At 63.9% G+C, this 17279-nt stretch carries 17 protein-coding genes; 11 read left to right on the forward strand and 6 right to left on the reverse strand.

The annotated features are described in order from the left end of the window. Nucleotides 1-125 precede the first annotated feature (125 nt). From mdh to Q9K02_RS10745, 6 genes are all read left to right on the forward strand, one after another. Entirely contained in the window at nt 126-1088 is a 963-nt protein-coding gene (mdh, locus tag Q9K02_RS10720) for a malate dehydrogenase (protein ID WP_278328324.1), read from the forward strand. Further along, the gene (locus Q9K02_RS10725) at nt 1085-1690 is read left to right on the forward strand and encodes a hypothetical protein (protein ID WP_305932890.1); all 606 of its coding nucleotides are present in this window, start codon (nt 1085-1087) and stop codon (nt 1688-1690) included. The genes mdh and Q9K02_RS10725 overlap by 4 nt, the downstream gene beginning before the upstream one ends. Nucleotide 1691: 1 nt before the next feature. After that, entirely contained in the window at nt 1692-2582 is an 891-nt protein-coding gene (sucD, locus tag Q9K02_RS10730) for a succinate--CoA ligase subunit alpha (protein ID WP_305932891.1), read from the forward strand. A gap of 100 nt (nt 2583-2682) precedes the next feature. After that, nucleotides 2683-5517 carry a 2-oxoglutarate dehydrogenase E1 component gene (locus tag Q9K02_RS10735; protein WP_305932892.1) on the forward strand — a complete coding sequence of 945 codons (2835 nt, stop codon included), beginning with the start codon at nt 2683-2685 and terminating at the stop codon, nt 5515-5517. A gap of 41 nt (nt 5518-5558) precedes the next feature. Further along, nucleotides 5559-6815: a 2-oxoglutarate dehydrogenase complex dihydrolipoyllysine-residue succinyltransferase gene (odhB, locus tag Q9K02_RS10740; protein ID WP_305932893.1), complete on the forward strand. Its 1257-nt coding sequence runs from the start codon at nt 5559-5561 to the stop codon at nt 6813-6815. Nucleotides 6816-6826: 11 nt separating this feature from the next. Then, nucleotides 6827-7129, forward strand: a complete 303-nt coding sequence (locus Q9K02_RS10745; protein WP_305932894.1) for a hypothetical protein — start codon at nt 6827-6829, stop codon at nt 7127-7129. A gap of 14 nt (nt 7130-7143) precedes the next feature. Here Q9K02_RS10745 and Q9K02_RS10750 read toward each other — a convergent pair whose 3' ends face one another. Together Q9K02_RS10750 and Q9K02_RS10755 are read right to left on the reverse strand one after the other, a co-directional pair. After that, the gene (locus tag Q9K02_RS10750) at nt 7144-8109 is read right to left on the reverse strand and encodes a S41 family peptidase (protein WP_305932895.1); all 966 of its coding nucleotides are present in this window, start codon (nt 8107-8109) and stop codon (nt 7144-7146) included. Continuing rightward, on the reverse strand, nt 8106-8588 hold the full coding sequence (locus Q9K02_RS10755) for a MarR family winged helix-turn-helix transcriptional regulator (protein WP_305932896.1): 483 nt from the start codon (nt 8586-8588) through the stop codon (nt 8106-8108). The genes Q9K02_RS10750 and Q9K02_RS10755 overlap by 4 nt, the downstream gene beginning before the upstream one ends. A gap of 115 nt (nt 8589-8703) precedes the next feature. Here Q9K02_RS10755 and lpdA point away from each other — a divergent pair, with 115 nt between their 5' ends. The 5 genes from lpdA (at nt 8704) to Q9K02_RS10780 (ending at nt 13745) form a co-directional block, all read left to right on the forward strand. Continuing rightward, nucleotides 8704-10116 (forward strand): dihydrolipoyl dehydrogenase, encoded by a 1413-nt coding sequence (gene lpdA / locus Q9K02_RS10760; RefSeq protein ID WP_305932897.1) that lies wholly within the window; start codon nt 8704-8706, stop codon nt 10114-10116. 75 nt (nt 10117-10191) lie between these two features. After that, nucleotides 10192-11013, forward strand: a complete 822-nt coding sequence (locus Q9K02_RS10765; protein ID WP_305932898.1) for a hypothetical protein — start codon at nt 10192-10194, stop codon at nt 11011-11013. A 48-nt stretch (nt 11014-11061) separates the two neighbouring features. Further along, complete coding sequence (locus Q9K02_RS10770) at nt 11062-12396, forward strand: amidase family protein (protein ID WP_305932899.1); 1335 nt, start codon at nt 11062-11064, stop codon at nt 12394-12396. Between the two features lie 15 nt (nt 12397-12411). After that, entirely contained in the window at nt 12412-13128 is a 717-nt protein-coding gene (locus tag Q9K02_RS10775; protein WP_305932900.1) for a PepSY domain-containing protein, read from the forward strand. Next, the gene (locus Q9K02_RS10780; protein WP_278328312.1) at nt 13125-13745 is read left to right on the forward strand and encodes a trimeric intracellular cation channel family protein; all 621 of its coding nucleotides are present in this window, start codon (nt 13125-13127) and stop codon (nt 13743-13745) included. Before Q9K02_RS10775 ends, Q9K02_RS10780 begins: the two co-directional genes overlap by 4 nt. On the opposite strand, the gene Q9K02_RS10785 is transcribed toward Q9K02_RS10780, so the two are convergent. The 4 genes from Q9K02_RS10785 to rplQ form a co-directional block, all read right to left on the reverse strand. Next, nucleotides 13742-14446 carry a hypothetical protein gene (locus Q9K02_RS10785; protein ID WP_305932901.1) on the reverse strand — a complete coding sequence of 235 codons (705 nt, stop codon included), beginning with the start codon at nt 14444-14446 and terminating at the stop codon, nt 13742-13744. The genes Q9K02_RS10780 and Q9K02_RS10785 overlap by 4 nt on opposite strands. 204 nt (nt 14447-14650) lie before the next feature. Continuing rightward, a complete protein-coding gene (locus Q9K02_RS10790; RefSeq protein ID WP_305932902.1) occupies nt 14651-15226 on the reverse strand; it encodes a hypothetical protein in 576 nt (191 codons plus the stop codon). A gap of 133 nt (nt 15227-15359) precedes the next feature. Next, nucleotides 15360-16721, reverse strand: coding sequence for a serine hydrolase domain-containing protein (locus Q9K02_RS10795; protein ID WP_305932903.1), 1362 nt, complete (start codon nt 16719-16721; stop codon nt 15360-15362). Between the two features lie 89 nt (nt 16722-16810). Further along, the gene (rplQ, locus tag Q9K02_RS10800) at nt 16811-17233 is read right to left on the reverse strand and encodes a 50S ribosomal protein L17 (protein WP_305932904.1); all 423 of its coding nucleotides are present in this window, start codon (nt 17231-17233) and stop codon (nt 16811-16813) included. Between the last annotated feature and the right edge of the window lie 46 nt (nt 17234-17279).

Below are 17279 nucleotides of genomic sequence, written 5' to 3' on the forward strand. Positions count from 1 at the left end.
CCTAGGTCGCACTCGCAATCGACCGGGTGCCGTGCCGCCTTCGCGGGACACTTACGGCATGGCCCACTTATCGGTCTCTCGTGTTTCATGATCGGTCCCGCGACAGGACAAGGACCCTCCCCTACATGGCACGCAAGAAGATCGCGCTCATCGGCTCCGGCATGATCGGCGGCACCCTCGCCCACCTCGCCGCGAAGAAGGAAATGGGCGATATCGTCCTGTTCGACATTGCCGAGGGCATGCCCCAGGGCAAGGCGCTTGATCTCAGCCAGTGCGGCCCGATCGAAGGTTTCGATGCGAAGATCACCGGCACGAACGATTATGCCGACATCGCCGGCGCCGACGTCGTGATCGTCACCGCCGGTGTCCCGCGCAAGCCCGGCATGAGCCGCGACGACCTTCTCGGCATCAATCTCAAGGTGATGAAGGCCGTCGGCGAAGGCATCAAAAACAACTGTCCCGACGCCTTCGTGATCTGCATCACCAACCCGCTCGACGCGATGGTCTGGGCGCTGCGCGAGTTCAGCGGCCTGCCGCACAACAAGGTCGTCGGCATGGCCGGCGTGCTCGACAGCGCGCGCTTCGCCACCTTCCTCGCCTGGGAATTCGACGTGTCGGTGAAGGATGTGAACGCCTTCGTCCTCGGCGGCCACGGCGACACCATGGTCCCCGTCACCAGCTACACCACGATCAACGGCATCCCGGTCAACGACTATGCCAAGATCAAGGGCGTCTCGGCCGATCGCATCGACGAGATCGTCAAGCGCACCCGCGGCGGCGGCGGCGAGATCGTCGGCCTGCTCGGCAACGGCTCGGCCTATTACGCGCCTGCCACCAGCGCAATCAGCATGGCCGAAGCCTATCTCGGCGACCAGAAGCGCGTCCTCCCCTGCGCCAGCTATGTCGAAGGCAAGTACGGCCTCGACGGGCTGTATGTGGGCGTGCCCACCGTGATCGGGGCAGGCGGCACCGAGGAAGTGATCGAGATCGAGCTCTCGGACGAGGAAAAGAGCAACCTCAAGGTCTCGACCGACGCGGTCGAGGAACTGCTGGAAGCGTGCAAGGGGCTGGATAGCTCGCTGGCGTGATGCGGACTTTCTTACTCACGATCGCTTCGTTCGCCCTTGCTTCGCCGGCTTCGGCGCAGGACGAAACCTATCCGGCGGATGAAGTATTCGAAGCGTTCCGTGATGGATGCGGTCCAATCGAAAACCAAGCGAGCACCGCCGCTCGATTGGAAGCGCGTGGCTGGCGAAAGGTTGACGCAGAAGATCAGGCCGGAGAGCTGGCAGACTTTATCGCGTTCTCTAATGAATTGGCACTAGGTGCGGTTGCAGCGGAAGACGCTACGATGAGCCCGTTGCAAGCGTTTGAGAAAACGGTGGCCGATGAGAAAGTCTTCATCATCCTCGACGAATATGTTTTGGATGGGTCTCGGGTAAGTGGTTGCCAGCTCTATGATTTCGGAGAATCGCGCTCAATCCCACCGAGCTTTGGAGAGCGTCAACTGGGGCGCGAGCCGGACAACCTGCTTGACCGTCCAGAAATTCAACGAAGCGAATGGACCCCCGGATTGAATCCAGAACACGACAGTTTCAGAATTTTTTATGTGCCTGCCGACAGTCCTGCTGCAGAAATGTTACGCTTCACTGGAGTTGTGCTGATGTCAGATACACTAGGAGCAAACTAGAATGTCCATCCTCGTAGACAAGAACACCAAGGTCATCACCCAGGGGATGACCGGCGACACCGGCACGTTCCACACGCAGCAGGCGCTCGATTACGGGACGCAGATGGTTGCGGGCGTCACGCCGGGCAAAGGCGGGACCGAGCACATCGGCCTGCCGGTCTACAACACCGTCGCCGAGGCCAAGCATGCGACCGGGGCGACCGCCTCGTGCATCTACGTGCCGCCGCCCTTCGCTGCGGACTCGATCCTCGAGGCGATCGATGCGGAGATCGAGCTGATCGTCGCCATCACCGAAGGTATTCCCGTGCTCGACATGGTGCGCGTGAAGCGCGCCCTCGAAGGCAGCAAGTCGCGCCTGATCGGCCCGAACTGCCCCGGCGTGCTGACGCCCGGCGAATGCAAGATCGGCATTATGCCCGGCTCCATCTTCAAGCAGGGCAGCGTCGGCGTGGTCTCGCGCTCGGGCACGTTGACCTATGAAGCCGTCCACCAGACCACCATGGTCGGCCTCGGCCAGACCACGGCAGTCGGCATCGGCGGCGACCCGGTCAACGGCACCAACTTCATCGACGTGCTCGACCTGTTCCTCAAGGACGATGCCACCAAGTCGATCATCATGATCGGCGAGATCGGCGGCAGCGCGGAAGAGGAAGCGGCGGAATTCATCGCGCACCAGCGCAAGAAGGGTCTCGAAAAGCCCACCGTCGGCTTCATCGCCGGTCGCACGGCGCCTCCGGGCCGCCGCATGGGCCACGCAGGCGCCATCGTCAGCGGCGGCCAGGGCGGCGCCGAGGACAAGATCGAGGCGATGGAGAAGGCCGGCATCCGCGTGTCGCCCTCGCCCTCCGAACTCGGCACGACGCTTGACAGCCTGCTGAAGGAACTCGCCTGAGCCTTCGCAGCGGACAGGCCGTCTCCTCCCCGGGAGCCTTCCGCACCGCCGAAGCATTGGCATTATGAACCGACATTAGGGTCGGTGCGAAAGGGACCCGATGGGTAACGAGAGCCACGATTTCCTGCCCGAGATGGGCGATCAGGAAGGCCCGCAGCAGGGTCCGAGCTGGGGCAACCCGCGCTGGCTGGCCGAAGTGGTCGACAGCGGGGCGGATCTGACCGCCGCGCTCGACCCCACGCAGATGCGCGTTGCGGTCGCGCAAGCGGCGGAAAAAGCCGGCAAGCAGCTCGACCCCAAGGCGCTGGAAAAGGCCGCGGATGACAGCATCCGTGCGATGCTGCTGGTGCGGCTCTATCGTGTACGCGGGCATTTGGCAGCCGATCTCGACCCGCTGGGCTTGTCGCATCGCGAAGTGCCCGACGACCTGAAGCTCGAATGGCACGGCTTCGACGGCCAACTCGACCGCGAGGTCTATGTCGGCGGCGTGTTCGGCTTCGAATGGGTTACCGTGCGCGAGCTCTACGATGCCCTGCGCGCAACCTATTGCGGCAATGTCGGCCTCGAATACATGCACATCTCGGACACGGAGGAACGCCGCTTCCTCCAGGACAAGTTCGAGACGCCCGAAGACACGATCCAGTTCACCGACGAGGGCAAGCGCGCGATCCTCGCCGCCGTGATCCGCGGTGAGCAGTACGAGAAGTTCCTCGGCAAGAAATACGTCGGCACCAAGCGCTTCGGCCTCGATGGCGGCGAATCCATGATCCCCGCACTCGAAGCGGTCATCAAGTACGGCGGCCAGCTCGGCGTGCGCGAAATCATCTACGGCATGGCCCACCGCGGCCGCCTGAACGTGCTCGCGAACGTGATGGGCAAGCCGTACAAGGTCATCTTCCACGAATTTTCCGGCGGGTCCTCCAACCCCGACGATGTCGGCGGTTCGGGCGATGTGAAATACCACCTCGGCACCAGCACCGACCGCGAGTTCGACGGCATCGACGTGCACATGAGCCTCGTGCCCAACCCGTCGCACCTCGAAGCGGTGAACCCCGTGGTGCTCGGCAAGAGCCGCGCGCAGCAGGCCATCCGCGACGACCTCAAGAAGCACGAGCAGGTCCTCCCCGTGCTGCTCCACGGCGATGCGGCTTTCGCCGGCCAGGGCATCGTGTGGGAATGCCTCGGCTTCTCCGGCGTGCGCGGCTACAACACCGGCGGCTGCCTGCACTTCGTCATCAACAACCAGATCGGCTTCACCACCAGCCCGCAATTTGCGCGCTCCAGCCCCTATCCCAGCGATGTGGCCAAGGGCGTCCAGGCGCCGATCCTCCACGTCAATGGCGACGATCCGGAGGCCGTGACTTTCGCCTGCAAGCTGGCCATCGAATACCGTCAGAAGTTCGGCCGCGACATCGTGATCGACATGTGGTGCTATCGCCGCTTCGGCCATAACGAGGGAGACGAGCCCAAGTTCACCCAGCCGCTGATGTATGACGAGATCCGCCAGCATCCCAAGGTCAGCGAGCTCTACACCAAGCGGCTCGAGGACGAAGGCGTCATCGAGAAGGGCTATGCCGACCAGCTGATCGATGAATTCACCAGCCTGCTCGAAGAAGAATTCGCCGCAGCCAAGGATTACAAGCCCAATCAGGCCGACTGGTTCGGTGGTCGCTGGGCAGGCATGAACAAGCCCGCCGATGCGGAGAACGCGCGCCGCAATGCCGATACGGGGATCGAGAAGAAGCTGTTCGACAGCCTCGGCCGCACGCTGACGAGTGTCCCCGAAGACATCACGATCCACAAGACGCTGGGCCGCGTGCTCGATGCCAAGCGCGAGATGTTCGCCAGCGGAGAAGGCTTCGACTGGGCGACCGGCGAAGCGCTCGCCTTCGGCAGCCTCGTGACCGAGGGCTTCGGCGTCCGCCTCTCCGGCCAGGATTCGGGCCGCGGCACGTTCAGCCAGCGTCATGCCGTGTGGGTCGACCAGAAGGACGAGCGCAAGTACATCCCGCTGACCACCCTGCCCCATGGCAAGTTCGAGGTCTACGACAGCCCGCTGTCCGAATACGGCGTGCTCGGGTTCGAATACGGTTTCGCCATGGCGGACCCGAAGAGCCTGGTGATGTGGGAAGCGCAGTTCGGCGACTTCGCCAATGGCGCGCAGATCATGATCGACCAGTTCATCGCCGCCGGCGAGGCCAAGTGGCTGCGCGCCAACGGCCTCGTGCTGTTGCTGCCGCATGGTTACGAAGGCCAGGGTCCGGAGCATAGCTCCGCGCGGCTCGAACGTTTCCTGCAGCTGTGTGCGAACGATAATATCCAGGTTTGCAACATCACCACGCCGGCGAATTACTTCCACGTGCTGCGCCGCCAGATGCTGCGCGGCTTCCGCAAGCCGCTGGTCATCATGACGCCGAAGAGCCTGCTCCGCCATCCGTTGGCCAAGTCCAGCGCGGAAGAGTTCATGGGCGATCACCACTTCATGCGGATCAAGTCCGACATGACCGAGATCGACGACAAGAAGGTAAAGCGCCTCGTGCTGTGCAGTGGCAAGGTCGCCTACGACCTGATGCAGCGCCGCGACGAGGCCGGGCTGGACGACGTCTCCATCGTCCGGCTCGAGCAGCTCTACCCTTTCCCCGGCGAACCGCTGGCCGTGCGCCTGAAGCGCATGACCAATCTGGAAAAGATCGTCTGGTGCCAGGAAGAACCGAAGAACAACGGTTCGTGGTTCTTCGTCGACCGCCTGATCGAGGAAGCGGCCGAGCAGGCCGGACACAAGGGCATGCGCCCCTGCTACGCCGGGCGCGAAGTCGCTGCCTCCCCCGCCACCGGTTATGCCAGCCGCCACCAGATCCAGCAGGAAGCGCTGGTCGGCATCGCGCTGGGTCTGAACGACGGCGACACTTCCGCCGCGACCACCACGTGCAATTGATCCGTTTCAAGGTTTAGGGCCAGAGAAGGAACCCGAACGACATGGCCACCGAAGTCAAAGTCCCCACACTGGGCGAAAGCGTTACCGAAGCGAGCGTCGGCGAACTGCTGAAGCAGGTCGGCGATGCGGTCGCCGTGGACGAGCCGATTATCAGCCTCGAAACCGACAAGGTCGCGGTCGAAGCCCCCTCACCTGTCGCCGGCGTGATCAAGGAGTTCAAGGTCGCGGTCGGTGACACGGTCGAGGTCGACGCCGTTATTGCCGTGATCGAAGAAGGCGCAACCGGCGCTGCCACCGGCGAAGAAGCAGACCGCGCCAAGGAAGAGCGGGCAGAGGGACAGGAAGAGCGTTCGGAAACGCCGACGCCCAGCCCCGCTCCCGCAGCCTCCTCCGACGCCTCGCAGACGCTCTCGCCCGCCGTCCGCCGTGCGGTTCTTGAGCACGGCGTCGATCCTTCGACCATCAAGGGCACCGGCAAGGACGGCCGCCTGACCAAGGAAGACGTGATCGCCGCCGCGCAGGCCAAGAAGGACGGCAGCGGCTCGATCGCCGACGCCGCGCCGCAACAGGCCGCGACCGCATCGGCTCCGGCAGGCGAGCGCCGCGAAGAACGCGTCAAAATGACGCGCATGCGCCAGACCATCGCCAAGCGCCTTAAGGGGGCGCAAGAAGAAGCGGCGCTGCTGACCACCTTCAACGATGTCGACATGTCGGCGGTGATGGAAGCGCGTGGCAAATACAAGGACCTCTTCGCCAAGAAGCACGACATTCGTCTCGGCTTCATGGGCTTCTTCGCCAAGGCCGCCTGCCTGGCGTTGAAGGATGTCCCTTCGGTCAACGCCTATATCGAAGGCGACGAGATCGTCTATCACGACTATGTCGACATTTCGGTCGCAGTTTCGGCCCCCAACGGCCTCGTCGTCCCGGTCATCCGCGACGCGCAGGACAAGGGCTTCGCGCAGATCGAGAAGGACATCGCCGACTTCGGCAAGCGCGCCAAGGACGGCACGCTGACGATGGAAGACATGAAGGGCGGCACCTTCACCATCTCCAACGGCGGCGTGTTCGGATCGCTGATGTCGACTCCGATCATCAACCCGCCGCAGAGCGCCGTTCTCGGCCTCCACCGCATCGAAGATCGCCCGGTCGTCGTCGACGGCGAGATCGTGATCCGCCCGATGATGTATATCGCGCTGTCCTACGACCACCGCCTTATCGACGGGCGCGAGGCGGTCACCGCGCTCAAGATCATCAAGGAAGCGATCGAAGATCCCACGCGGATGCTGATTGATTTGTGAGGAGCCGGAGCATGAGAGCGCTCATCCTATGCGCCGCGGCCAGCTTTGCGCTGGCGGGGTGCGACGTAGCTTCCGAGATGGCGGGTGACGCGATCGGCAACGAAGTCCGCACGCGCTATATCGAACGGTGTCAGGGTATCGCCGAAGGTGTCGGCATATCTGCGGAGCGTATCGATGCCGCATGCGAATGCAGCGCGGACAATTTTCAGAAAGATTTCTCCGCTGACGGACAGCTGGATATCAACCCGGCACGGGTGGAAGAGGTCTTGAGAGCCTGCATCGGAGACGAGCCAACCGGCCAATCAACCGGCTGACCCGCAAGTCCTTTTCATTCGCCGATAGCCTTCCGCGCAAGTTCGAGAGCGACGGCCAATGCGTCTTCTTGCGCTACTTCCAAGTCCGGTGTCACCCCGACGTCCTGCCAGTTCGTGCCCGTAAGCGGGTGGCGTGACATCGCCTCGGGAAGGTCGAGCGCGAAATGCGTGCTGACCTTGCGATATTCGAACGGGTGCGCTCCGCCGCCCGTCACTTCGCCGACGATCGTCGCGCGACCCATTGCCTGCAAACTGTAGGCAAGCGCTTCCGCCGCAGAGAATGTGCGCTTTGAGGTGAGCACGTAAAGCGGCTTGTCGGACCCGAAGCGTTTGCCCGGCACCCACTGGGGCACCGATTGATGGGTCCATGCGTCGCTCGGCCGGTCGTAGGTCGACATGAACGGGCTGCCGGGATCGACCAGATAGCCCATCACTAGCAGGACCGTTTCCGCCCCGCCCCCATTGCGGCGCAGATCGATTACCAGCGCCTCGCCTTGCGCGACGACATTCATTGCAGCCGCGATCGTCTCGGCGCCCATCGATGGTGGTGGGAAAGCACGCAGGTCGAGCAGCATGATGTTGCCCTCCAGCCGCTCGATCTTCTCGACGCCGTTGTTGACCGGCGCTCCGTACCATTGCTCGAAATCGTCGTTGAGCGTCAGCTGCTCGCTTGGCTCTTCGGGCTCCGCAATCGGCTGCTCGCTATATGACAGGCCGAGATGACCGTCGCCCGAGACCTCGCGCATGCGTGCAGTGACAGTGGCCGCGAAATCTTCGCCCTCGACAGTGGTCGTCGCCTCTCGTTCCAGCTGCTTTAATGCCACAACAAGCTTGTCGACGCGTTCCACGGCGACATAGCGGTCTTCGATCATGCGGGCAGCTTCGCGCAAGGCGGCGCGCTGTTCGTTCTCGTCTACGGGAGCCGCGTGCAATGGGGCAGCAGCCAGGCAGAGTGCAGCTGCGGCTGAAAGAATTCTCATGTTTCGGTGCCTTTTTCTTGCGCGATCCTGTTTGCGAAACCCCGGCTCGAAAGTGCCTCCAGCACTGCCTCGAGTGCGGCGAAGATCGGCTGGCCGCTGTCGCGCTCCAAACCGTCGGCGGCAGCCGATACGGTCTTCCAGACCGGGCGTAGCCGTTCGACCATGTCCAACCCCGCGGCGCTCAGCCTGACGTTTCGCGCGCGGCGGTCTTCTCCCGGCCTGACGTCCAGCAAGTCGACCTCCGCCATCTGGCGGATAGTCTGGGTAATCGCGGGCTGGCTCACCCCGACGGCTGCCGCGATCTGTCCCACACTCGCCTGTTCGTGGATCAGCAAATGCCGCAGGATCGGGTAGTACCGCGACCGCATCCTGGGGTCGGCTGCCGAGTAGGCTTGCTCCACCGCCGGTTCGAGCTGGGCGAGCACCGCCCGGAGCAAGGTGCCCAGACCGACCGGTGGTACGTCTTGTGCCTTTTCCATAACGACTTATATAAAGTGCTAGGACGTTTGGCAACGGTTGCCATCGACGGCTGAATCTCTATGTCGCTCGCAACACTGGAATCCTGTATTTGCGGCACGCGAAGGTTGAATTGAAATGGCTAAATACGACTATGACGTCCTTGTCATCGGCGCTGGCCCGGGTGGCTATGTCGCTGCGATCCGCGCGGCACAGCTGGGTCTGAAGACCGCCTGCGCCGAGAGCCGCGAGACGCTGGGCGGGACCTGCCTCAACGTCGGCTGTATCCCGTCGAAGGCGATGCTGCACGCGTCCGAGTTCTTCGACGCCGCCGCCAATGGCGCGATGGCGGAAATGGGCATCGACGTGAAGCCCAAGCTCAATCTCGACCAGATGCACGCGCAGCGCCTCGATGCGGTCAAGGGCTTGACCGGCGGGATCGAGTTCCTGTTCAAGAAAAACAAGGTCGACTGGAAGAAGGGCCACGCCACTTTCCAGGACGCACATACGGTAAAGGTCGGCGACGAGACCGTCACGGCCAAGGACATTATCATTGCGACCGGTTCTTCGGTCACTCCGCTGCCCAATGTCGAGATCGACAACGATGGCGGCGTGGTGGTGGATTCCACCGGCGCACTCGAGCTGAAGGCGGTGCCGAAGACGATGGTCGTCATCGGCGGCGGCGTGATCGGGCTGGAGATGGGCTCGGTCTGGAATCGGCTCGGCGCGGATGTGACGGTTGTCGAATTCCTCGACCAGCTGCTGCCCGGCATGGATGGCGACGTCCGCAAGGAGGCTGCCAAGATCTTCAAGAAGCAGGGCATGACCCTCAAAATGAAGACCAAGGTCACCGGCGTGGAGGTCAAGGGCAAGAAGGCCGTGCTGACGCTCGAGCCCGCCGATGGGGGCGAGAGCGAAACGATGGAGGCGGACTGCGTGCTGGTGTCCATCGGCCGCAAGCCGAACACCGAAGGCCTCGGCCTCGAAAATATCGGCCTCGAAACCAACAAGCGCGGCCAGATCGAAACCGACCACGACTTCCGCACGTCGGTGGACGGCGTCTGGGCGATCGGCGACTGCGTGCCCGGCCCGATGCTCGCCCACAAGGCCGAGGACGAAGGGATTGCCTGTGCCGAGAACATCGCGGGCCAGACCGGTATCGTGAACCACGACATAATCCCGGGCGTGGTCTACACCCTCCCCGAATTCGCCGGTGTGGGCCTGACGCAGGAAGAGGCCATCGAAAAGATGGACGGCGACAAGTCCAAGGTGAAGGTCGGCAAGTTCCCGATGATGGCCAACAGCCGGGCCAAGACCAATCACGAGCCCGACGGTTTCGTGAAGGTCATCTCCGAAGCGGAAAGCGACCGCGTGCTGGGCGTATGGTGCATCAACAACGTCGCCGGCACGATGATCGCGCAGGCGGCGCAGGCGATGGAATTCGGCGCCACGAGCGAGGATATTGCCTACACCTGCCACGCCCACCCGACGCATTCCGAAGCGCTCAAGGAAGCGGCGATGGCCGTGCAGGGCAAAGCCATCCACGTCTGATCCGCTGGAGGCTCCGATCATGGCCCGCAGCGTCGCAATCGTCGGTGCGGGCTGTTATCGGCTTGCCGTCTTGCAATGAGCCGCGCGGGCTTTGTCGGTCTGCTCGCCCTCGCCTTCCCGGTCATGGGAGGGCTCGGCGCGCTTTGGCTGATGGGCGCGCCCGCGTCGTTCCTGATGGTCAATGCGGGGACGTTGGTGGTTGGCCTCGCGCTTATCGCCTTCTTGCCGCAGATCGATGCTACCAAGACGCGACGTTTCGCTATTGTGGCGCTGCTCGTCCTGCTGGCGCTACCGCTGCTCACCGGCCCTTATGTCAACGGCATCGCCCGCTGGCTGCCACTCGGACCATTCACGCTGCACGCCGGCATGCTGGCCATCCCAATGCTGGCAGCACTCACCGCCCGCGACGAGGACTATTCGGCACCGATCCTGCTGGCGGGCATCCTCGCTGCCGCATTCCAGCCCGACGCCGCGAGCGGGCTGGCGCTCACCTTCGCGGCCATGGGCCTCTACAACGCGAAGCGCGACTGGAAGGATGGCGTCGTTGCCGGGACCGGTTTCTTCGCCACGCTTGTCATGTGGGTGCGCGGGGCATTGCCCGCCCAGCCCTTCGTCGAGCGGGTGCTGGTCGATGTCGCGGTGGTCCAGCCGCTCGCCGCTCTGGCCCTGCTGGCCTGCCTCGTCGCGAGTTTCCTCCTGATCCTGCACGCCCTGCCTGCTCCCATGGCCCAGCGGCATACGCTGGCGGGAACCCTGTTCGGCTTTTCCATCGCTGCCGTGCTGTCGAATTATCCCAGCGCACTGATCGGCTATGGTGCCGCCCCGATCCTCGGGTTTGCGTTTGCCTTGTCGCAAATCGAGCGAGCGGAAAGCAAAGCTCCACCAGTCGCGGAGTAAGGCTTGCGTGCAATTTCTTGCGGCGTAGACTGACGGCGGGAGGAATGCATGGCCTATCCGACACTGACCCAGAAGCCGGGCGCAATCGAAACTGCCGCAGCAATACGGCGCGGCGAAATGTCGCCCTATGAAGCGGTCGAAGGGGCGATCGCCCGGATCGAGAAGGACGACGCGCATATCAATGCGGTCGTCGTGACCGATTTCGACCGGGCGCTCGATCAGGCTCGCACCATGGATGTGGCCAAGGCCGGTGCCGACCAGCCGCTGTTCGGCGTGCCGATGACGATCAAGGAGAGCTTCGACATCGCCGGCCTGCCTTCGACCTGGGGGCACGAAGAATACGCGGAGAACATCGCCATTCGCGACGCCCATGTGGTGGACCGGCTCAAGCGCGCCGGCGTGGTCTTCGTCGGGAAAACGAATGTCCCGCCCGATCTCGCGGACTGGCAATCGAACAACCCGGTTTATGGCCGGACCAACAATCCGCACGATCACGCGCGTTCGCCTGGCGGATCATCGGGCGGGTCGGCCGCTGCCGTCGCGAGCGGCATGGTCCCGTGCGAATTCGGCTCCGACATTGGCGGGTCGGTGCGCGTGCCTGCGCATTTCTGCGGCATCTGGGGCCACAAGGGAAGCTGGGGACTGATCTCCAAACACGGGCACGACCATCCGGCGATGGCTGGCTCGGACGGACATGACGGAGCGCTTTCCATCGCCGGGCCGCTGGCACGCAATGCCGCGGACTTGCGCCTCCTGCTCGAGCTTACCGCCAGCCTGCCGTTGACGGCCCGTGGCAAGCTTTTAGGCGAATGCCGCATTCTCGCGCTGCTGGACCATCCCTCCTGCCCGACCGACGATGCCGTCCGCAGGCCTATCGAAGCGGCTCTGACTGCGCTCACCGACGCGGGAATGAGCATCGAGCGGTCCAGCGACCTGCTGCCCGACCTCGAGCGCCAGCAATCCGACTATATGCGCATGCTCAACGTCGCCATGGCGCGCGGCGCGCCCGCGCCCGATGGCAAGCGGGCCAGCGCAGCGGACTGGTTCGACATGCTCGACCTCCAGGCGCGCAACGAGAATGCATGGGCGGCGCTGTTCGACACTTATGATTTCGTTCTTGGCCCGCCCGCTCCGGTACTCGCCGTGCCGCATCGCGAAGGGCGGGTGTTCGACGGTACTATCGCCATCGACGGCGCAGAGGTGCCGGGCGGCTCGGCGCTCTGCTGGGCGGGCCTGGCGACCTATCCCAACCTGCCATCGACGGTCTTGCCTGTGGGCGACACCGATGGCCTGCCTTGCGGCATGCAGGTGATTTCGCGCAGGTGGGCCGATCTCGATTGCATTGCCGCGGCAGAGGCGATCGGACGCATTCTGCACGGCTGAGGACGGCGAGACATCATGGGACACCAGCGCACCATGCGGCGCTTCGCCAAATGGCACATCTGGCTCGGCTGGCTTGTCGGTTTGCCGATTCTGATGTGGACCGTGACGGGTCTCGTCATGGTTGCCAAGCCTATCGAGGAGGTGCGCGGCAATCACCTGCGCAAGGATGTGGCGGAGGAGCCGCTGCCGGCCGACACGAACATCGCCATTGCCCTGGCGTCCGACGGGACAAGGCCGGTGCGCTTGGTCGCGACGCAAATGGAGCGCGGCGAAGCGGTCACGCGGATCACCTACATGGACGGAAGAAGCGACCGCTTCCGCGCCGATGGCGAACGGATGAGCCCGCTGTCCGACGTGGAGGCACGACTCATCGTGGCCGAAGCGATCGAGGGCGGTGAGAAGGTCGCCAGCACCACGCTCTATTCCGCAGATGGCGTACCATTCGATTTCCGGCGGCCCATGCCTGTATGGCAGGTTGCGCTGGAAGACGGGACGCATGTCTATGTCGGGACGGAGACCGGCCGGATCGAGGCGGTCCGCACGCGTTGGTGGCGGCTGTTCGACGTCATGTGGGGCCTTCACATCATGGACCTCGAAACGCGCGAGGACACGCATCATCCGATCCTGATCCTCTTCGCCGTTTTGGCGGTGATCGGATCGCTGCTGGGCTGTATTCTGATGTTCCGCCGCCGCAAGGCGCGCGTCTCAACCCAGGCAAAGGCCGCTGCGTGAACGCCGAAGTGCTGACCCCGGTGCTAGACTGGCTGGACCTTGCCGGCGTCGCAATCTTCGCCCTCACCGGAGCGCTCGTCGCCGCGCGGGAGAAGCAGACCTTCGTCACGCTGGCGTTCTTCGCCCTGCTCACCGGCGTCGGCGGAGGAACCGTGCGCGATCTGCTGATCGGCGCGCCGGTCTTCTGGATCGAGGACGGGCTGGTCGCGGTGGTGTGCTTGGCTATCGCCCTGCTCGCCTGGTTCACACCGACCCGATGGTGGGACGGAAAACTGCTGGACGTGGCTGATGGCCTGGGCCTGACGGCCTATGCGGTTCTCGGCACGGCCAAGGCGCTGCAATATGGCGTACCGCCCGTGCCGGCAGCGGTGATGGGCGTGGTGACGGGCACAGTCGGCGGGATTATCCGCGATGTGATAGCTGGCAGGCCTTCGATCCTGATGCGGCCCGAGCTTTACGTTACGGCAGCTGCGCTCTCCGCCACGCTGACCGTCGCGGGCGAGTTCGTACCCGTCGCCCGCAGCGCCGTGTGGGTCATCGCCGCAACATGCGGTTTCGGCTTGCGGCTCGCCGCCATTCAATGGAAGCTGTCGCTGCCGGCTTACGAGCGGGATTAGCTTCCGGCGCCGACGCCCTTGTAGCCGTTGCCGTATTCAATGTCTGGTTCGTCCTGCGCTTCGCCGGACAGCGGACCGCCCGGATAGGCGGGCTGCGCACCGGTCTGCGTGGGCACGCCATCCGCGTCCATGCGCGAGCGCGCTGCCGAATAATACTCGCTGTCGTACTGGCGATCGTCCTGCCGGTCCGCCCCGTCATAGTCCTGCGCGTCGTCGTAATCGCCCATCGCGCCCTGATAGCCCGATCCGCCGCGACCGTAGTCGATAGCGTCGATCCGGCCGTCCTGCCCGATGGAGCAAGTGAAGCCATCGCCATTATAGAGCGAACCGGTGACCTGCCATCCGCTCGCGGTCCGGTTCACGGTATCGATGCTGCCGATGCGCGTGTTCCGCTCGACCTCGTCGGCGCACATCTCGACCGCGCGATCCACGCCGCGCGCATCGTAATCCTGACGATAGTCGTCGCGGCGCTGGTCCGGATAGCGGTAGTCGCGATCGCGGTAACGGCGATCGTCGGATCTCTTCGCGGCATTCGCGATGGCCGCGATCCCGCCGATGATCAGCACGCCGGCGAGCACATCGCCCGCGCTCACGCCGCGATGGCGGCGATAGCGGTAGCGGCGATGGTAGTCCGAAGTGTCGTCGCCGGGCGCCCAGCCCGAAGCGGCTTCGATGGGCGACGCGCTGATGGGAGCGGGCATGTCCGCGGCGGCAGCAGGTGTGCCTGCCAGCGAACAAGCCGCCACGAAAGCGGGAACGGCTGCAAATTTGCGAAAGGATGTCATGACTTATCTAACCCCAAGGCGCACCCCCACCTGGCACGCGTGATGACACGATGACATGCGAATAGGCGGTCCAGACTGCATGGAGCCTGAACCGCCTGTGGTAGGTTTATCTTTGGTCGATCAGCGGAGACCGCGGATGCCGCTGAAGTCGAGATCGGTCACGCGGCCGCGATCGATGCGGCAGGTGAACTTGCCGCTGTCGCGGTCGTTCCAGCGGTTGTAGCGATTGTACCGGTCGCGATAGCCATAGCGGTCGTAGCGTCCGCCGCGATAATTGCCATCGACCATGATGCGGCCCTTGACCTTCCAGCCATAGCGCGTGTCATCGACGTCGCGGATGTCGGTCACCTGCGCATAACGATAGCCATAGCGGCGGGCGTCCTGACGGGCGGCGTTGACGCAGCGCTCCACGGCTGCGCGCGGATTGCCCCGGCGGCTCCAGCGATCGCCGCGATAATAGCGGTCGCGATAGCGGCGGTCGTCATAGCGATATCCCCGGTCGCGGCTCGCGGCACTGGCTACGGCGGCGATCCCGCCGATGATTACGGCGCCTGCGATAACGTCGCCGACGGAGATCCCGTCGCTGTCGCGGTCACGATACTGGGCTTGCGCGGGCGTCGCTGTGGCGAGCGCCATTGCGCCGACGGCAGCCGCTGCGATCCCACCCTTCACGAAGCTTGTGATGTTCTTGGTCATGTGAGGCTCTCCTCGTCTGCACCGCGGCGGGACTGCCTCGGTTGACTATGGTTATAGGAGAGCGCCACTGAGGCGAGGCTGAATTCGGGCTACAGTTTTTATTCAGCTAATCTACCAGTTATATTAACACTGATTATCTTAGCGTTTCAAGCACATCGCGCGTGAACGCGACAATATCGAAGCGCGAGCCGGCCGGATCTTCGCCCCTGCGAACGATAACCGTGTTCATGCTCGGGACGATCACCACATACTGCCCGCGGTTGCCCATCGCGGCGATGGTGTCGGCGGGAATGCCCTCGTGGTCGTTGAACAGCCAGAAACCTGCGCCATAGCCGAATCCGTTCTCCGGTTGCGGGCCGGAGGGGGCGGAAACATATTCGAGCCAGCCCTCGGGCAATACGCGTTCGCCGCGCCATATGCCGTCGTTGAGATAAAGCTGACCGAACCGCGCGAGATCGGCAGCGCTGGTCCAGACCTGGCTCGACAGGATATAGTCGCCTTGCCAGTCCGTTTCCGCTTTCGTGGAATGCATGCCGATCCGCTCGAACAACGCGATCGGCGGGTTTTCGGCCAGATAGCCGTCGATTGCCTTTACCGCGACTAGCGTGTCATTGTTTGCATAGCGGTACACCGTGCCTGGAGGATTGAGCAGCGGCCAGTCCAGCGCGCTTTCGTTCACGGTCGTTCCGCCCATGTAGAGCGGGTCGGTGCGATTACCCGGCGTGTCCGAATAGCGGCCCGAGGCCATGCGCAGCGCGTGATCGATGGTGATGGCGCGGCGCGGATCGCTGTCGCCGAGGCCCAGCCCGGCAGATTGCGAGACGTCCGCCGCGCCGCTCTGGACTGCAGCACCCACGAGCATCGCGGCGAGGCTCTTGGCGACCGACCACGTCCGCTGCGTGCTGTTGGCGTCGAAGCCGACCGCAAATGCCTTGCCCTTCGTTACATCGCCCTGGCGGATGAGCACGGCTGTCGTGCGCGTGCCCTCGCCATAGGTATCGCAGAGCGCCTGCTGCGCAGCTTGGTGCACGCGCGGGACGAGCTGTTCTTCGAGCGGGTAGACGGTGGGGTCGCCCACGCGGTCGATGCGCATGCCCCGGACTACCTCCGTCGTCGGTAGCGAAGCCCCGATCGGTAGCAACGCACAGCCTGTGTCACCGCGATACTCGGCCACGCGCGGCGGCATGTCCTCCGCCCAATCGGTCGCGACGTAATCGATCCTGCCATCGGTGCCGCGTTCTATGCGATACTCAAGTTCGCGCACTATGGGGTCGAGCGCACCGTAGATGCCGGTCAGTTCATAAACTTCGACCGAGCGCTCGGTGCGGCGCAGCCCGCTGGGGTCGGACGCCATCGCCCCGCACAGGAACAGCGACTTGTATCCGGCGGCCAGCGCCCGGTCGTAACGGGCCTGCAAGTCTTCCTGGGTGACGGATTGCGCGGCTAGCGGAGCGGAGGCGAGTAGCGCTGCGGCTGCGATGGCGTATCTGGTCATGTCTGCCTTGTGCCACGGGTTCTCTTCCGCGCAAAACAAAAGGGCCGGAAGATCGCTCTTCCGGCCCTGCTTGTTCGTTCCAATCGCGCTTACGCGTCTTCGAATTCGTCTTCGTCGGTCATCACCGGGCCGCTGTCCTGACCCTTGGCGTCGACATCGCGATCGACCAGTTCGATGATCGCCATCTGCGCCGCGTCGCTGCCGCGATAGCCAGCCTTGATGATGCGGGTGTAGCCACCCTCGCGGTCGCCGTAACGCTCGGCCAGGACGTCGAACAGCTTCTTCAGCTGGGTTTCGTCCTGCAAGCGGCTCATGGCGAGGCGACGGTTCGACAGGCCGCCACGCTTTGCCAGCGTGATCAGCTTCTCGATGTACGGACGCATTTCCTTCGCCTTGGGCAGCGTGGTCATGATCTGCTCGTGCTTGATCAGCGCGGCAGCCATGTTGCGGAACATCGCATTGCGGTGGCCGGTCTTGCGCTGCAGCTTGCGGCCGGAAATCTTGTGACGCATCGTAATTCTTCCTTCGTTCGTAAGGGGCCCGTTCTAGGTAGCCCGG

Origin of the sequence: Qipengyuania profundimaris (assembly GCF_030717945.1) — a bacterium.
GTDB classification, from domain to species: Bacteria; Pseudomonadota; Alphaproteobacteria; order Sphingomonadales; family Sphingomonadaceae; genus Qipengyuania; species Qipengyuania profundimaris.